The sequence below is a fragment of the Promicromonospora alba genome (assembly GCF_042654905.1).
In the GTDB taxonomy this organism is placed as follows: Bacteria; Actinomycetota; Actinomycetes; order Actinomycetales; family Cellulomonadaceae; genus Promicromonospora; species Promicromonospora alba.
The window spans coordinates 37897-53265 of record NZ_JBHSFI010000009.1; the positions used below are offsets into that span (position 1 = coordinate 37897).

A 15369-nucleotide genomic window follows, 5' to 3' on the forward strand; every position below is an offset into this window, starting at 1 on the left:
GTTCGAGGCGTACCGATCCCGCCCACGACCGGGAGGGTCAGGAGTCGCGCTCCTGCGCCGCCTGGCTGGCCTTCTTGGCCAGCATCTCGTTGTACGCCTCCAGCTCGGCGTCCCCGTCCCGTTCCGCCTTGCGGTCGTTCCGCTTGGCCTCGCGCGCGTCGGACCGGGCCCAGGAGATCGCGACGCCTACCGCGAGCAGCAGGGTCGGCAGCTCACCGATACCCCAGGCGACGGCGCCGCCCTTCTGCTGGTCCTCGATCGCGCTGGGTCCCCAGGGGCGGCCCATGAGCCCGAACCAGTCGGGCACGAGCAGGGCGGTGCCGGAGGTGAGCGTGACGCCGAAGAACGCGTGGAACGCCATGGTGGCGAACAGGAGCACGAGCCGCAGGGGGTACCCGGGGCGGGCCGGCCCCGGGTCGACGCCGACCAGGGCGTTCGCGAAGAGGTATCCGACGAGCGTGAAGTGGACGATCATCCACAGGTGACCCGCGTAGGTCGTCAGCGCGAGCTCGAACAGGGGCGTGAAGTAGAAGACGATCATCCCGCCCGCGAACAGGACCGCGGCCACCACCGGGTTCGCCATGAACCGGCCGAAGGCGGAGTGCACGAGCACCAGCACCCACTCGCGCGGCCCGCGGGAGTCGTCCTTGCGGGCGGGGACCGCGCGAAGGAGCAGGGTGACGGGGGCGGCCAGCACGAGGAACAGCGGCACCACCATCGCGAGGACCATGTGCTGCACCATGTGCGCGCTGAACAGGACGTGCCCGTAGGCGGCCGCGCCGCCGTTGGTGGCCCAGAACAGGACCAGGATGCCGAGGCACCAGGAGATCATGCGGCCGACCGGCCAGGCATCCCCCCGGCGCCGCAGCCGCAGCGTCCACCGCACGTACACGAGCACGGCGGCAGCGCACGCGAACGCGACGATGACGTCCCACTGGAACTCGGTGAACCAGCGCAGCACGGTGGGCTCGGGCGGCAGCGGGTGGCCGGTGACGAGCTCGGCGGGGGTCGGGTCGACGATCTCGTCGTCGGGCACGGGCGGCGCGGTGGAGCCGAGCGCGACCGCCACACCGGACACGGCGCCCATCACCCCGACCTCCACGGCCGCGAGCCGCCAGAACAGGCCGATCGCCGCGTTCCTGGTGGTGGTCGCCGCGGAGAGCCGGGCGACGACCGTGCTGCGGTGCAGATAGCCGAGGCTGCCGAGGACGAGCAGCAGCGCGGCCTTGACCACGAGCAGGACCCCATAATCGGTGCTCAGCCCGTCGAGCGAACCGATCCGGACCCAGGCGCTGACGACGCCGGAGACCGCCACGGCGGCGAAGCACCACAACGCGATCTTCGAGTAGCGCCGGATCACGTCGGCCGTCGCGGCATGCCGGAGGCCGACGAAGGCGATGGCCGCGAGGCCGCCGATCCAGAGGGCGGCACCCCCGAGGTGGAGGAACAGAGCCGAGATGGCGACGTCGTGGCTGGCGGCCCCGGCGGCGTGGCCCGTCGAGGACTGCATGCCGAGAGCGAGCAGCGGCAGCGCGATGGTGCCCAGCGCGCCGACCGGGCCGCGGACCAGCAGTGCGACGGCCGCCGTCAGCGCGGCGACGATGACTATCCCCAGGTACGTGCGACCGACGGGGATGGTCGTCACGTACTCGATCAGCGCGGGGCCGAACCCCTCCGCGTCCAACGGCAGGTACCAGGACCACGAGAACCGCAGCACCAGCTGCACCAGCGCCGCGAGCGTCCAGACCCCGGCGGCGACGCCGGCCACGCCGAGGGCCCGGTCGGCAAGGGGCCCGCGCGGCAGCACGAAGGCCGCCAGCGCGAGGGCCCCGACGGTCAGCGCCACGGCCAGCTCGGTGATCACCGTCGCGACCGGAGCGCCCCAGCGCACGAAGGCGCCCGGGTCGGTGAAGTTCGCGAACGCGGTGAAGGCGCCCGAGAACGTACCCGCGGCGAAGAGCGCCGCGAGCGCCACGAGGCCTGCGGCGGGCAGGGCGGTGACGAGCCACGAGGGGCTCGTCGGGCCGCTTGCTGTGCTCGTCCGAGCAGGTCTGCTGGTCCTGTTCCGGGCGTCGGTCGGCGTCACACGACCCAGCCTAAGGCGCGGTCCGGGGCGGTTCGGACCGTCTGTGGGTGTCCGGTTGACCACGTCATGACCGCGAAAACCGGGCATTCCGACGGAGTTCAGGAAAAGTTCGGCGGATTTGTGCACCAAACCCAACCCTTTAGCCCTCCTCTGCGTTGTGACCAGTGTGGACCTCGCGAACATCATCACCGTGACCGACGACTCCGTGCCGTGCTCGGAACAGCCCGAGCTCTGGTTCGCGGAACATCCCGCGGACCTTGAGGAGGCGAAGCGCGCGTGCGCTGTCTGCCCGCTGAAGGCGCAGTGCCTCGCGGGTGCGCTCGCGCGCCGCGAGCCGTGGGGTGTCTGGGGCGGCGAGATCGTCGTCGACGGCACCGTGCGCAGCCGCAAGCGTCGTCGTGGCCGGCCCCGGTCGATCGGAGGGATGCGCGTGGCGTGACCGCCACGTGACCAGAGACTTTTCCTGAGGCACGGCGACCGAGTCCATTCGCCGTGAGACACCGGAGCAGTGCGCTCTCCGCACCGAGGATCTCCCAGACGGATCCGGACGAGCGCACTGCCCCGGTCGTACTACGAGTCAGACCCCCAGGTCACCCGACCTGGGGGTCTGACTCGTTCTCAGCTCAGCTCAGCAGCTCAGCCCCAGACGAGGCCATGGGCGGGCTCCTCGAGCACGCGGGCGACGTCCTTGATGAACCGCGCGCCCAGCTCGCCGTCGGCCAGCCGGTGGTCGAAGCTGAAGCTCAGCTGCGTGACCCACCGCGGCTTCACCTTGCCCTTGTGCACCCAGGGCTGCTTGCGGATCGCGCCGAAGGCGAGGATCCCCGCCTCCCCCGGGTTGAGGATGGGCGTGCCCGTGTCGATGCCGAAGACACCCAGGTTCGTGATCGTGATGGTGCCGTCGGACATGTCCGTGACCGAGGTACGTCCGGCCCGTGCGGTCGCCGTCAGCCCGGCGAGCGCCTTCGCGAGGCCGAGCAGGTCGAGCGTGTGCGCGTCCTTGATGTTCGGCACCACGAGCCCGCGGGGTGTCGCCGCGGCGATGCCGAGGTTCACGTAGTGCTTGTAGACGATCTCCTGGGCCGCGTCGTCCCACGAGGCGTTGATCTGCGGGTGCCGCTTCACGGCGAGCAGGATCGCCTTGGCCGCGACGAGCAGCGGCGTCACCTTGACGTCGGCGAAGTCGCGGTCCTCCCTGAGGTTCGCGACGAGCTTCATGGTCTTCGTGACGTCGATGGAGTGCAGCACCGTCACGTGCGGTGCCGTGAAGGCGCTGGCGACCATCGCCTCGGCGGTGCGCTTGCGGACCGACCGCACCGGGACACGCGTCTGACGCCCGTCCGGTGAGACCACGCCGGAGGCGAGCCACGGCTCGTCATCCGGGTAGTGGGTAAGGGTCCGCACCGACGAGCGCTCGGCGTGGGCGACCACGTCCTCGCGCGTCACGATGCCGCCCGGGCCTGACGCGTGCACGCCCGCCAGGTCCACCCCCAGGTCCTTGGCGAGCTTGCGGACCGGCGGCTTCGCCAGCACCCGCGCCCTCGCGGCGGTGGTGGTCCCGGTGTCCGACGCCGGAGCCGCCGGCCGCGCCGGAGCGGCTGCCACGGGGGCTGCCACCGGTGCGGGTGCACGGGTCTCGGCCACCGCTACCGGTGCGACCGCTACGGGCGCAGGCGCGACCGGTGCCGGGGAGGACGCGCCCGCCTGGTGCCGGCGACGACGTCCGCTGGCCTTCGCCTCCACCGTGCCGTAGCCGACGAGCACCGATCCGGAGCTCTCGTCCTGGGCGCCCCCGGCTGCTGGGGTGCCGTCGGAGCCGGCCGCCGAACCGGCCGGGGCCGACCCCGCGGAGCCTCCGGTGTCGGGCACGGTGATCTCGATGATCGGGGTGCCGACGTCGACGGTGGTGCCCGCCTCGACGAGCAGGGCGGACACCGTCCCCGTCCACGGCGACGGCAGGTCGACGAGCGACTTCGCCGTCTCGATCTCCACGATCGTCTGGTTCACCTCGACGGTGTCGCCGACGGCGACCTGCCACTCGACGATCTCGGCCTCGGTCAGTCCTTCGCCGACGTCGGGGAGCGGGAACCTCTGGGTCTTCAAGCTCACTCTCGGCTCACTCTCGAATCATTCATCTCGGCCTCGCTCAGTGCGCGAAGGCGCGGTCGACGGCGTCGAGCACACGGTCCACGCTCGGCAGGTACTCGTGCTCGTGCTTGGCCACCGGGTACGGGGTGTGGAAGCCGCCCACGCGGAGCACGGGCGCCTCGAGAGCGTAGAAGCACTCCTCGGTGACCCGGGCCGCGATCTCGGCACCCGCGCCGAAGAACACCGGCGCCTCGTGGATCACCACGCAGCGTCCGGTCTTGCGCACGCTGGCCACGATCGCCGCCGTGTCGAGCGGGGAGATGGCGCGCAGGTCGAGCACCTCGGCGGAGCGGCCCTCCTCGGCGAGCGCGTCGGCAGCCTTGAGCGCCGTCGCGACGGACGGGCCGTAGGCGACGAACGTGACGTCGGTGCCCTGGCGGACGACGTGTGCCGAGTTCAGCGTGTCCGTACCGACGGGAGCGCCCAGGTCGACCGCGCCCTTGCCCCAGTAACGGCTCTTGGGCTCGAAGTACAGCACCGGGTCCGGGGAGGCGATGGCCTCCTGGATCATCGTGTACGCGTCCTGCGGGGTGCTCGGCGAGACCACACGCAGGCCCGCGGTGTGCGCGAACAGCGACTCCGGGCTCTCGCCGTGGTGCTCGACGCCGCCGATGCCGCCGCCGTACGGGATGCGGATGACGACGGGCATCTGCACCGCGCCGCGCGTGCGGTTGTGGATCTTCGAGAGCTGCGTGGTGATCTGGTTGAACGCCGGGAAGACGAACCCGTCGAACTGGATCTCGCAGACCGGCCGGTAGCCGCGCATGGCGAGGCCGATGGCGGTGCCGACGATGCCGGACTCCGCCAGCGGCGTGTCCACGACCCGCTGCTCGCCGAACTCCGCCTGCAGGCCGTCGGTCACACGGAAGACGCCGCCCAGCGGGCCGATGTCCTCACCCATGAGCATGACCTTGTCGTCGCGCCGCATCGCGGCGCGCAGGCCCTCGTTGATCGCCTTGCCGAACGAGAGCGTCTGGATGCCCGACGCCGGTTCCTGGGCGCCGGATGTGGTGTGCGTGCGTTCCGCCATGGTTGTCATCGTGCGCCTCCCTGCGCTGAGTCCGCTGTCGCGTACTGCGGGGCCGGCGGGTCGCCGGCGTCGTAGGCCTCGTACCAGGCGCGTTCGGCGGCGACCGTGCCGTGGGGTGTGGCGTACACGTCGTCGAACATGCTCGAGACGGCCGGGCCGCCGTCGAGGGCGCGGACGCCGGTACGCAGCTTTGCGCCCAGCTCGTCGCCCAGTGCCTTGATCTCGGCCTCGAAGTCGTCGTCGAGCGCGTCCTCGGCACGCAGCAGCGCGCCCAGCCGGTCGATCGGGTCGCGACCTCGCCACAGCTCCTCCTGCTCGGAGGTGCGGTAGCGGGTCGGGTCGTCCGACGTCGTGTGGGCGCCCATGCGGTACGTGAACGCCTCGATGAAGCTCGGGCCCTGGCCCGTCCGGGCCCGCTCGAGCGCTTCCTGGGTGGCGGCGTACACGGCGAGCACGTCGTTGCCGTCGACCCGCAGGCTGGGCAGGCCGAACGCCTCGCCCCGCTTGTACAGCGGGGTCTTGGTCTGCCGGGTGGTCGGCTCGGAGATGGCCCACTGGTTGTTCTGCAGGAAGAACACCACCGGTGCGTCGTTCACCGCCGCGTAGACCATCGCCTCGTTGACGTCGCCCTGCGAGGTGGCGCCGTCACCGAAGTAGGTGATCACGGCGGTGCCGTCGTGCTTGTCGAGCGGGGTGTTGTCCCGCTGGACGCCCATGGCGTAGCCGGTGGCGTGCAGGGTGTGCGCGCCGATCACGATCGTGTAGACGCTCGTGTTGTGCTCCGTCGGGTTCCAGCCACCGTGGTCCGAACCGCGGAAGAACCGCAGCCGGTCGACAGGGTCCAGGCCGCGGACGTGCAGCACGCCGTGCTCCCGGTAGGACGGGAACACGTAGTCCTGCGGCCGCAGCGCGTAGGCACTGCCGACCTGCGCGGCCTCCTGGCCACGAGCGGGTGCGAACAGGGCCAGCTCACCCTGTCGCTGGAGCGAGGTCGCCTCGTCGTCGAACCGACGAGTCAGGACCATGTCGCGGTACATGCCACGAAGGTCTTCCGTGGTCAGGGCCGCAGCGCGGTCGCGATACCCCTTGGACCCGCGCGTCGTGACGCGGTTCCCTTGGGGATCGAGTAGCTGCAACGTCGGGATCGCCTCGTTGGAGCCGTTGGTCGTAGTCACGCTTCCTCCTTCAACTGCGGACGCGAGCGCCCGCTGTTGCGGAGACGCCCGGCCCGTCCCGGGGACCTTTCCATCCTGGCACGGGTCCGGCCGGAAATTTAGCCGATCCGCAACCTACGCTCTCGTAGCCTACGCAAGCGTAGGCTACGGAACCGTAGGTTGGTCTGCCGCGATGTCGGCCAATCCTGCGGCGGAGCGTTTGTCGGATTCCACCAAGCCGCGCGACGGAGTCTCGACGCACAGGCGCCCCAGCCCTCGGGAGGGCGCCTCGGTCTCGGCGGATACCGGCCGGTTCTGCGGACCCGAGGCGCCCTGGATGCCCAGCGGGACGATCAGCGCCAGCTCGACGCGACGGTCAGGAAGGCGTCGTTCGCCTCGGGGTCGCCGATGCTCACCCGGATCCCGTGGCCGGCGAACGGACGCACGAGGACACCCGCCTCCTTCGCCTCGGCGGCGCGCTGCATGGTCGCCTCGCCCAGGTCGAACCACACGAAGTTCGCGTGCGTCTCCGGCAGCACCCAGCCCTGGTCGCGGAGGCTCTCCACGACACGAGCGCGCTCGCCGACCAGCGCCTCGACGTGCTCCATCAGCTGGCCCTGTGCCTCCGGCTGCAACGAAGCCAGCGCGGCGGCCTGCGCGACGTGCGAGACGCCGAACGGCGTGGACACGGCGCGGATACCGGCGGCGAGGCGCGGCTCCGCGATCGCGTAGCCGACGCGGAGCCCCGCGAGGCCGTGCGCCTTGGAGAGGGTGCGCAGCAGCAGCACGTTCGGGTGGCGCGTGTACACGTCGAGACCGACTGGCGCCTCGGGGTCACGCACGAACTCGAGGTACGCCTCGTCGAGCACGACCAGCACGTTCTTCGGCACTGCCGCCAGGAACGTCTCCAGCTCGCCCGCGTGCACCGCGGGGCCGGTCGGGTTGTTGGGCGAGCAGACGAACACCACGCGGGTGCGCGGCGTGACCGCGGCGGCCATCGCTGGCAGGTCCAGCCGGCCCGTGCCCTCCTCGAGCGGCACGGTCACGGCCTTGCCGCCGGACACGGCAGCCGCGATCGGATAGGCCTCGAACGAGCGCCACGGGAACACGATCTCGTCCCCGTGGTCGACGACGGCGCTCAGGATGTGCGACAGCAGCGCGACGGACCCGTTGCCGACCACCACGTTCTCGACGGCCACGCCGCTGTGTGCCGCGAGCGCCCCGACGAGCTCCTCGGCATACATGTCGGGATACCGGTTCACCTCCGCCGCTGCACGCGTGATGGCGGCCTGGACCGACGGCAGCGGCGCGTACGGGTTCTCGTTGGACGAGAGCTTCCACGCCGGTGCGCCCGCGCCGACGCGCGCGCCGGGAACGTAGGCGGGGAGTGCCGACACGGCCGGGCGGAGCGGTACGAATGCTTCTTCCACGGGGGTCAGCATGCCACGATGGCCAGATGAAGCTCGTGGCGCGCATCCTCATCACCGCACTTGCGATCGGGCTGTCAGCCCTGATCCTCGGTTCCCACATGGACATCGTCAGCAACGACACCACCTTGGGCACGATTCTCGCCACGATCATCGTCGCGGTGATCTATGGCCTGGTGCACATGATCGTGAAGCCGATAGTCCAGCTCATCTCGCTGCCGCTCTACATCCTCACGCTCGGCCTGGTGTCGTTCTTGATCAACGCCCTCATGCTGTGGATCACGACGCTCATCACCAACCAGTCGTGGTTCTCGGACCAGCCCAACTGGGGTCTCGAGGTGACCGGCGGCTTCTGGTGGTTCGTGCTCGCGGCGCTCGTGATCTCGGTGGTGCAGACGATCCTCCTGGCGATCCTGCCCAACAAGATCACCGACTGACCCAACAAGATCACCGACTGAGAGGTCACCGACTGACCCGTTCCGCGCGGTAGAACGTGGTGCTCGCCGTCGTGCCGTCCAGTCGCGGAGCGATCCGGTCAGCTATCTCGGTCACCCTGGGATCGCCGAGGCCGATGGCCAGGTCGAGCGTGCGGACGTGCGTGCCGACCGAGTGGGCCCGCACCACGTCGCCCGCCGCCGCGCGGTCGTCCGCGTCGGCGGAGTCCCGGAGCGACCGGACGACCGTCACCCGGTCCCGGGTGCGGGGATTCTCCGAGGCGGACCGGCCGTCGGTGTGCGAGACGATCTCTTCCGGGGTCTCCAGGTGCAGGACCGGGATACCCGGCGGTGTGGACAGCAGGCCTGTCGGTGATCCAGCAGTGACGAGCCCACCGATCCGGTAGCGCTCCGCGAAACCCGCCCGCGACACCAGGGCCGCCGCGGCGATCCCGCCGAGGCTGTGCCCTACGAGGGTCACCGGCTCGTCGGGTCCGACGCCGGAGGCGGCGAGCGCACGCTCGACCGCGGCGGTGGCGCCGTCCGCCTGGTCGGCGACGAGCTCGACGTCGGTCCGGCCGTCCCACGGATGTTCCGCGGGCAGCGCCGACTGGGTGCCGGGGATCAGCACGGTCCACGAGACCGCGCCGTCGGGCCCGGTGACCTTCTGGACCGCGACGGTGCCCGGCGGTGCCCCGCCCGTGGCCGGGTAGAGGCTGTCGATCCTGGCCACTGCCTCCTGCACGGACCGTGCACCGGTGTCCGACCAGGCTGGGCGCGAGCTGCCCGCGAAGTCCTCCGCGGTGATCCGCGTGACCCGGACCCCCTGGTCGTCGTTTCCCAGCAGCGGAAGCTCCCGGGCCACGTGCGCGAGCACACCTGCCCCTCCGGCGATGCCGGGGTTGCCGTTGGCGAGCCCGGGCTGCGCCCGCCCGACGCCGCTGCCCAGCCCGGCGAACGCCTCGTCCGAGTACGGGGCCAGGTCGCGCACGGCGGCCGAACCGAGCCATCCGCTGACCGCCCAGGACAGGCCTCCGGTGATCAGTCCCCCGCCCGTGCGGCCCGCCAGGTCGCCCGCGGCCAGGACGCCGACTCCCGTCAGCCCACGCCAGCCCTGGCTGCCGAACGCAGCTCCCGTACCGAAGGTTCCTGCGGTGACGAGGGCACCGACCACTCGCTCCGCCGTCGACTCCGCCTCCTCGTAGAGGCCTGCCGCACGCAGCACGCGCCAGCCCAGCAGGTCGCACAGGTCGGCGTGCTGGACGAGGCTGCGTGCCACATCGCGCACGACCTCCTCCAGCGCGCGGGCCGCGGGGGCGAGCGCGGCGACGGGCCGGCCGAGACCGTTGCCGGGCTGCCCGGACGTCGTTGCTCCGGCGACCCCGGGCAGCACGAGGTCCTCGCTCGCGGCAAGGCACAGTCTCGCGGCCGACCGCAGATCCTCGGCGGCGGCCGCTACCCAGGCTGCTGCTCGGCGCACCGAGTCGGACTCGACAGCTGTGACACCCGCACCCCCGAACACCGTGACGGTGTCCGGCGCCAGGCGCGGGCCGTCCGGCGGCAACGTCAGGGGTGTCGTCATCCCGGCACGCCCGCAGCACGCAGGACGGCGACCCGACTCATCGCCTCCTTCAGCTGCGAGATGTCGCGTGCGACGGCGAGCGCCGCCTCGGCCACCTCTGCCCGGTACAGCTCCGCCGCGGGCGCCTCCCAGTCCACCTCGACAGCGGCGGCCAGCAGCTGGTCGCTCCCCCGGGCCAGGAGCTCCACGGCGGCCGCGAACGCCGCCGTCGGATCCCCTGCTCCGGGTACGGGCGGTCCGCACGCGCCGGTCATCGGCTCTTCCTCGGTGCGCGTCCTGCAGTACCCGTCCCTCGTGCTCCCCGTCCGGTGTGTCTCATGGGTCACGACGCTAGGCGCGGGCCGGGCACCGCCGTCGGCCGGGGACGACCGCCTGTGCACAGGTCGCCGAACCGGTCGGGTGTGGTCGGGCTCGCAGCGGTGCGGCGCCGTCCTGCGGGTCTGTGCGGGTCTCTTGCGGATCTCCCGTGGGAGAATGGAGAACGTGCCTGAGACGACCGCGCCCGCCGCCAGCCCGACCAGCCCCGCCACCCGCGTGACCCTCGCGGAAATGAGCCCGGCCATCGCGCTCGGACCGCTCGACGGCCGGTATCGCAAGGCCGTCGCCCCGCTCGTCGACCACCTGAGCGAGGCCGCGCTGAACCGTGAGCGCATCCACGTCGAGGTGGAGTGGCTCATCACGCTGTGCAACGGCGCGTCAGGCATCGCGGCGCCCGTGGTCCCCGGCGCACCGACCCTGTCGGCGCAGGAGATCGACTACCTCCGGGCGATCCCCGCGACGTTCGGCGCGGACGAGATCGCCGAGCTGGCCGAGATCGAGCGCGAGACGGTGCACGACGTCAAGGCCGTCGAGTACTTCATCAAGCGCCGCATCGCCGTGGCGCCCGAGGTCCTGGGTACGACGAACCTCCCCGCGGCGAGCGAGCTGGTGCACTTCGCCTGCACCAGCGAGGACATCAACAACCTCTCGTACGCGCTGATGGTGCGCGGCGCGGTCCGCGACGCCTGGCTCCCGGCCGCGACCGCCGTCGTCGACCAGCTCGCCGGTATGGCACGCGAGCACGCCGCCGCGCCACTCCTGTCGAGGACGCACGGCCAGCCCGCGACGCCGTCCACGCTGGGCAAGGAGCTCGCCGTGCTGGCGCACCGCCTGCGTCGTCAGCTGCGCCGCATCGAGGGTGCCGAGTTCCTGGGCAAGCTGAACGGCGCCACCGGCACCTACGGGGCGCACACCGTCGCCGTCCCGACCGCCGACTGGCCCGCCGTGTCGAAGGCGTTCGTCGAAGGTCTCGGGCTGGACTGGAACCCGCTGACCACGCAGATCGAGTCGCACGACTGGCAGGCGGAGGTCTACGCCGACATCGCGCGCTTCAACCGGATCCTGCACAACCTCGCGACCGACGTGTGGACGTACATCTCGCTCGGGTTCTTCACGCAGATCCCGGTCGAAGGCGCCACCGGCTCGTCCACGATGCCGCACAAGGTGAACCCGATCCGGTTCGAGAACGCCGAGGCCAACCTCGAGATCTCGTGCTCGCTCCTGGACACCCTCTCGGCGACGCTCGTGACGAGCCGCCTGCAGCGCGACCTCACCGACTCGACGACGCAGCGGAACATCGGCCCGGCATTCGGGCACAGCCTGCTCGCGATCGACAACGTCTCGCGTGGCCTGGACCGGCTCGCCGTGAACGAGACCCTGCTGCGCGAGGACCTCGACGCCAACTGGGAGGTGCTGGGCGAGCCCGTCCAGTCCGCCATGCGCGCGGCGTCCGTCGCGGGCGTTCCCGGCATGGAGAACCCGTACGAGCGCCTCAAGGACCTCACCCGCGGCCAGCGCGTGGACGGCGCGCGCATGCGCGAGTTCGTGGCAGGGCTTGGCCTCCCGGACGACGTCGCCGCCCGCCTCGCCGCGCTGACCCCCGCCACGTACACGGGGCTGGCCGAGCAGCTGGTGAAGGACTACCTGGAGGCCTGACGTAGGGCTCGCGACGCCGCTCCGGGAGACTCAGCGCGCAGCGGGTTCGTCAACCCTGGCGGCGATCGCCTCGACCTCGATCAGCCAATCCGGCTCCAGGAGCTGCTGGACCACCACCGTCCTGCATGCGCGGTGGTCGCCGAGGTGCTCCTTGAGGATGGCCACGTTCTCCGGGTCGTGGGCGGCGGACGCGAGGAAGAACCGCAGGGAGACGAGATCGTCGTAGCCCATGCCTGCCCCGGACAAGATGGTGCCGAGGTGCTGCCACACCAGCCTGGTCTGTCCCGCGAAGTCCGGCGGCATGGTTGCGCCGTCGGACTCGTATCCGTTGAGTCCGCTGATGTACAGGGTTCGAGCGTTGGGCGGGACCTCGACGGAGTGTGCATAGCCGGCGTACGGCGGAAACACGCCTGCAGGATTACGCGCCACGATCTCAGTCATCGTTGAACCTTTCACGTCGTATCCGTCACGAGTGGTGTGCGACGTCAGGCACGGTACGCCCCGGTGACGAGCCCTGTCCGTTGGATTTCGTCCTGGCCGTCCGCGCCTTCCATACGATGGCCGCATGAGCCGCACCACCCCGCCCAGCACCGCCTACCTGGACCACCTGGTCGCCGAGACCGCCGGCCGGCGGCAGGCGCTGACCCGTGTGGCACCCGCGGGTGGCCTCGGCGCCGTCGGTGGGCAGGACGCCACGCTGCCCGACGGCGGTGCGCCCGCCGCGCTGCACTCCACGATCGAGCGGGCGGCCGAGCGGCTGGAGCCGGAGCTCGCCGAGATCGTGCGGCGGCTGCACGAGGACCCCGAGACCGCCTTCGAGGAGCACCGCAGCGCGGCGACGCTGATCGAGGTGCTGGCTCGGCACGGCGTCGAGGCGGAGCCGGGCGCCCACGGGGTGCCGACGGCATTCCGGGCGGAGATCGGCGACCCCGCTGGGCCGACCATCGCGATCTGCGCGGAGTACGACGCGCTGCCCGGCATCGGTCACGCCTGCGGCCACAACGTCATCGCGGCGTCCGGCGTCGGCGCGTTCCTCGCCCTGCGCGAGGTCATGACCTCAGCCGACGCGCCCGCCGGACGGGTGGTGCTGCTCGGCACGCCTGCCGAGGAGGGGCACACCGGCAAGGAGGTCCTGGCACGCAACGGAGCCCTCGACGGAATCGATGCCGCGATCATGGTGCACCCGTACGGGCTCGACGTCGCCGACCAGGTCTGGCTCGGTCGCCGTCTGCTGACCTGGACCTTCACGGGGCGGCCCGCGCACGCCTCCGCCCAGCCGTACATGGGCCGCAACGCGCTGGACGCCGCGAGCCTGGCCTACCAGGGCATCGGCCTGCTGCGGCAGCAGATGCCGCCCGTGGACCGGGTGCACGCGACGATCGCGGAGGGCGGCACCCGGCCGAGCATCATCACGGAGCGGGCGGTCGTGCACCTGTACGCCCGGTCCAAGTACGCGGACACGTTGCGTGACCTGTCGCGCCGCCTGGACGACATCGCGTACGGCGCCGCGCGCATGACGGGCACGGACGTCGAGATCACCTGGGACGACGGCGCACACCCGAGCCTCCCCGTGCGCACCAACCAGCGGCTCACCGACCGGTGGGTCGCGGCTCAGCGTCGCCGTGGGCGTGACCCGCTACCCGCGGGCGTGCTCTCGGAGACGCTCGCGGCGTCGACCGACTTCGGCAACATCTCCTTCCGCATACCCGGGATCCACCCTTTGGTGCAGGTCTCCACCCCGGACGTCGCGCTGCACACGGCCGAGTTCGCCGCCGCGGCGGCCAGCCCGGCGGCGGTGTCCGCCGCGGTCGACAGTGCGGCCGGGCTCGCGTCGACGGCCCTGGACTACCTGTACGACGCCGGGCTGCGGGCCGCGGTGCACGCGGAGTTCGCCGAGGAGGGCGGCGCCGTCGACGTGCCCGCGTACTTCGACTGAGAGGCCGGCGGGCCGGTCAGGCCGACCGGCCGGTCAGGCCGGCGGGCCGTAGGCGCGCAAGAAGGTCGCCACTGCGTGGTCGGCGATGCGGGCCAGGTCCGCGGCCGGAAAAGTTGCTCGGCCGAGCAACATCGCCTCGTTGATCGGTGCGGCCATGACCAGCCAGTTGAAGTCCGCCGCCGCGGCCGCCGGATCGTCCGCGCGTAGCCGGCCATCGCGAGCGAGTTCCGCGAACCTGGCCGCGAGGCCGTCGATCGTGCGGCCCGGCCCCTGGGCGAAGAAAGCCTGCCCGTGCTCGGGGAACCGACCCGCTTCGGCGATCACCAACCGGCGCAGCGCGAGCACGCGGGGCGCGAGTACTGCACCGAGCTGTCGTACAGCGAGCTCACGCAGGTCCGCGGCAAGGTCGTCCCCTGTGCCGAGTCGGCCGATCTCGGCGGAGACCGGGTCGGCCACCACGTTGACGGCGCCGCCGACCACTGCGGCGAAAAGGCGCTCCTTGTCGGCGAAGTACTGGTAGACGGTCTGCTTGGCGACCCCTGCGGCACGCGCGACCACGTCCATGCTCGTCCCGCGGAAGCCGTTGTCCAGAAAGACTCTCGTCGCCGCCTCGAGAATCGCCGCCTGCTTTCTGCCCGGCGGCTCCGAGCTGGCTACGGAGGCATGTTCGTCGACCACAGAGCCAAAGTACGCTACGTTGACTCGACAAGACTAGACGGTCCAGTCTAGCGACCCAGGAGTTGATCATGGCTGTGCTACTCCCCGCCCCACGGCTGCTCACCGACGACCTGACCATGGTCGAGTCCGGACGCTGGCACCAAGATCGGTTGTGGTTTGCTCACTGGGGCAGCGGTGAGGTGATCGCAGTCGGCCTGGACGGCCGGCGTGAGGTGGTCGGGCCGGGCCGCGACACGATGGGCTGGGCGATCGACTGGCTGCCCGACGGCCGTCTGCTGGTCTCCGGCGAGGAGCTGACCCGGGTCGAGCCGGACGGCACCACGGCGCTGCACAGTCCGCAGGGCGGCAACGAGCTGGTCGTCGACCCGGCCGGCCGCGTCTATATCAACGGCGCCGACTTCGACTTCCTCGGCGGCGCCGCACCCGAACCTGGCTGGATTCGCCTGGTCGAGGCCGACGGCACCACGCGGGACGTCGCCGGCGACATCGACTTCCCCAACGGAATGGTGATCACTCCGGACGGCTCCACACTGGTGATCGCGGAGTCCTTCGCCGGCCGGTTGTCGGCCTTCGACATCGCGGCGGACGGTTCGCTGTCCGGCCGTCGCACCTGGGCGGAGGGCCTGGGACCAGACGGCATCTGCATCGACTCCGCGGGCGGCATCTGGTGCCAGACCGCTGACACGTTCGCACACACGGGAAGCGGTCCCGCAGGTGCGGTAGTCCGTGTGCTCGATGGCGGCGAGATCACCCACCGTGTGGAGACCGAGCTTCCCTGCTTCGCATGTGCGCTCGGTGGCCCAGAGGGCCGCCACCTGTTCCTCCTGTGCAACGAGTTCGAGGGCATCGACCAGCTCAACTCGGTGCTCGCACGGCGCAGCGCACGGATCTACGTCGTCGAAGTGCCCGAGTAGAGCATC

General features: G+C 71.3%; 14 protein-coding genes. 5 read left to right on the forward strand and 9 right to left on the reverse strand.

The features are described from left to right. Positions 1-37 precede the first annotated feature (37 nt). Positions 38-2086, reverse strand: coding sequence for a bifunctional copper resistance protein CopD/cytochrome c oxidase assembly protein (locus ACFO6V_RS25635; RefSeq protein ID WP_377141286.1), 2049 nt, complete (start codon positions 2084-2086; stop codon positions 38-40). A 157-nt stretch (positions 2087-2243) separates the two neighbouring features. Here ACFO6V_RS25635 and ACFO6V_RS25640 point away from each other — a divergent pair, with 157 nt between their 5' ends. Next, positions 2244-2525: a WhiB family transcriptional regulator gene (locus ACFO6V_RS25640; RefSeq protein ID WP_464719208.1), complete on the forward strand. Its 282-nt coding sequence runs from the start codon at positions 2244-2246 to the stop codon at positions 2523-2525. Positions 2526-2722: 197 nt separating this feature from the next. Here ACFO6V_RS25640 and ACFO6V_RS25645 read toward each other — a convergent pair whose 3' ends face one another. From ACFO6V_RS25645 to hisC, 4 genes are all read right to left on the reverse strand, one after another. Continuing rightward, on the reverse strand, positions 2723-4195 hold the full coding sequence (locus ACFO6V_RS25645; RefSeq protein ID WP_377141289.1) for a dihydrolipoamide acetyltransferase family protein: 1473 nt from the start codon (positions 4193-4195) through the stop codon (positions 2723-2725). Positions 4196-4232: 37 nt separating this feature from the next. Next, the gene (locus ACFO6V_RS25650; protein WP_377141292.1) at positions 4233-5264 is read right to left on the reverse strand and encodes an alpha-ketoacid dehydrogenase subunit beta; all 1032 of its coding nucleotides are present in this window, start codon (positions 5262-5264) and stop codon (positions 4233-4235) included. Positions 5265-5269: 5 nt separating this feature from the next. Beyond that, a complete protein-coding gene (gene pdhA, locus ACFO6V_RS25655) occupies positions 5270-6439 on the reverse strand; it encodes a pyruvate dehydrogenase (acetyl-transferring) E1 component subunit alpha (protein WP_377141294.1) in 1170 nt (389 codons plus the stop codon). Between the two features lie 332 nt (positions 6440-6771). Further along, a complete protein-coding gene (gene hisC, locus ACFO6V_RS25660) occupies positions 6772-7860 on the reverse strand; it encodes a histidinol-phosphate transaminase (protein ID WP_377141296.1) in 1089 nt (362 codons plus the stop codon). 14 nt (positions 7861-7874) lie between these two features. Between hisC and ACFO6V_RS25665 the strand changes: the two genes are divergently transcribed. Further along, positions 7875-8282 (forward strand): phage holin family protein, encoded by a 408-nt coding sequence (locus ACFO6V_RS25665; protein WP_377141298.1) that lies wholly within the window; start codon positions 7875-7877, stop codon positions 8280-8282. Between the two features lie 25 nt (positions 8283-8307). Here ACFO6V_RS25665 and ACFO6V_RS25670 read toward each other — a convergent pair whose 3' ends face one another. Next, positions 8308-9861: a lipase family protein gene (locus ACFO6V_RS25670; RefSeq protein WP_377141301.1), complete on the reverse strand. Its 1554-nt coding sequence runs from the start codon at positions 9859-9861 to the stop codon at positions 8308-8310. Continuing rightward, positions 9858-10115 (reverse strand): hypothetical protein, encoded by a 258-nt coding sequence (locus ACFO6V_RS25675; protein ID WP_377141304.1) that lies wholly within the window; start codon positions 10113-10115, stop codon positions 9858-9860. Before ACFO6V_RS25675 ends, ACFO6V_RS25670 begins: the two co-directional genes overlap by 4 nt. Before the next feature lie 220 nt (positions 10116-10335). Here ACFO6V_RS25675 and purB point away from each other — a divergent pair, with 220 nt between their 5' ends. Beyond that, positions 10336-11835, forward strand: a complete 1500-nt coding sequence (gene purB, locus ACFO6V_RS25680) for an adenylosuccinate lyase (RefSeq protein WP_377141307.1) — start codon at positions 10336-10338, stop codon at positions 11833-11835. 30 nt (positions 11836-11865) lie between these two features. Here the strand turns inward: purB and ACFO6V_RS25685 are convergent, their stop codons facing one another. Further along, positions 11866-12276: a RidA family protein gene (locus ACFO6V_RS25685; RefSeq protein ID WP_377141310.1), complete on the reverse strand. Its 411-nt coding sequence runs from the start codon at positions 12274-12276 to the stop codon at positions 11866-11868. A 124-nt stretch (positions 12277-12400) separates the two neighbouring features. On the opposite strand from ACFO6V_RS25685, the gene ACFO6V_RS25690 reads away from it, so the two are divergent. After that, the gene (locus ACFO6V_RS25690) at positions 12401-13771 is read left to right on the forward strand and encodes a M20 family metallopeptidase (RefSeq protein WP_377141313.1); all 1371 of its coding nucleotides are present in this window, start codon (positions 12401-12403) and stop codon (positions 13769-13771) included. 33 nt (positions 13772-13804) lie between these two features. Here the strand turns inward: ACFO6V_RS25690 and ACFO6V_RS25695 are convergent, their stop codons facing one another. Beyond that, on the reverse strand, positions 13805-14449 hold the full coding sequence (locus ACFO6V_RS25695) for a TetR/AcrR family transcriptional regulator (protein WP_377141316.1): 645 nt from the start codon (positions 14447-14449) through the stop codon (positions 13805-13807). Positions 14450-14517: 68 nt separating this feature from the next. On the opposite strand from ACFO6V_RS25695, the gene ACFO6V_RS25700 reads away from it, so the two are divergent. Then, positions 14518-15363, forward strand: a complete 846-nt coding sequence (locus tag ACFO6V_RS25700) for an SMP-30/gluconolactonase/LRE family protein (RefSeq protein ID WP_377141319.1) — start codon at positions 14518-14520, stop codon at positions 15361-15363. The last annotated feature ends 6 nt before the right edge of the window (positions 15364-15369 follow it).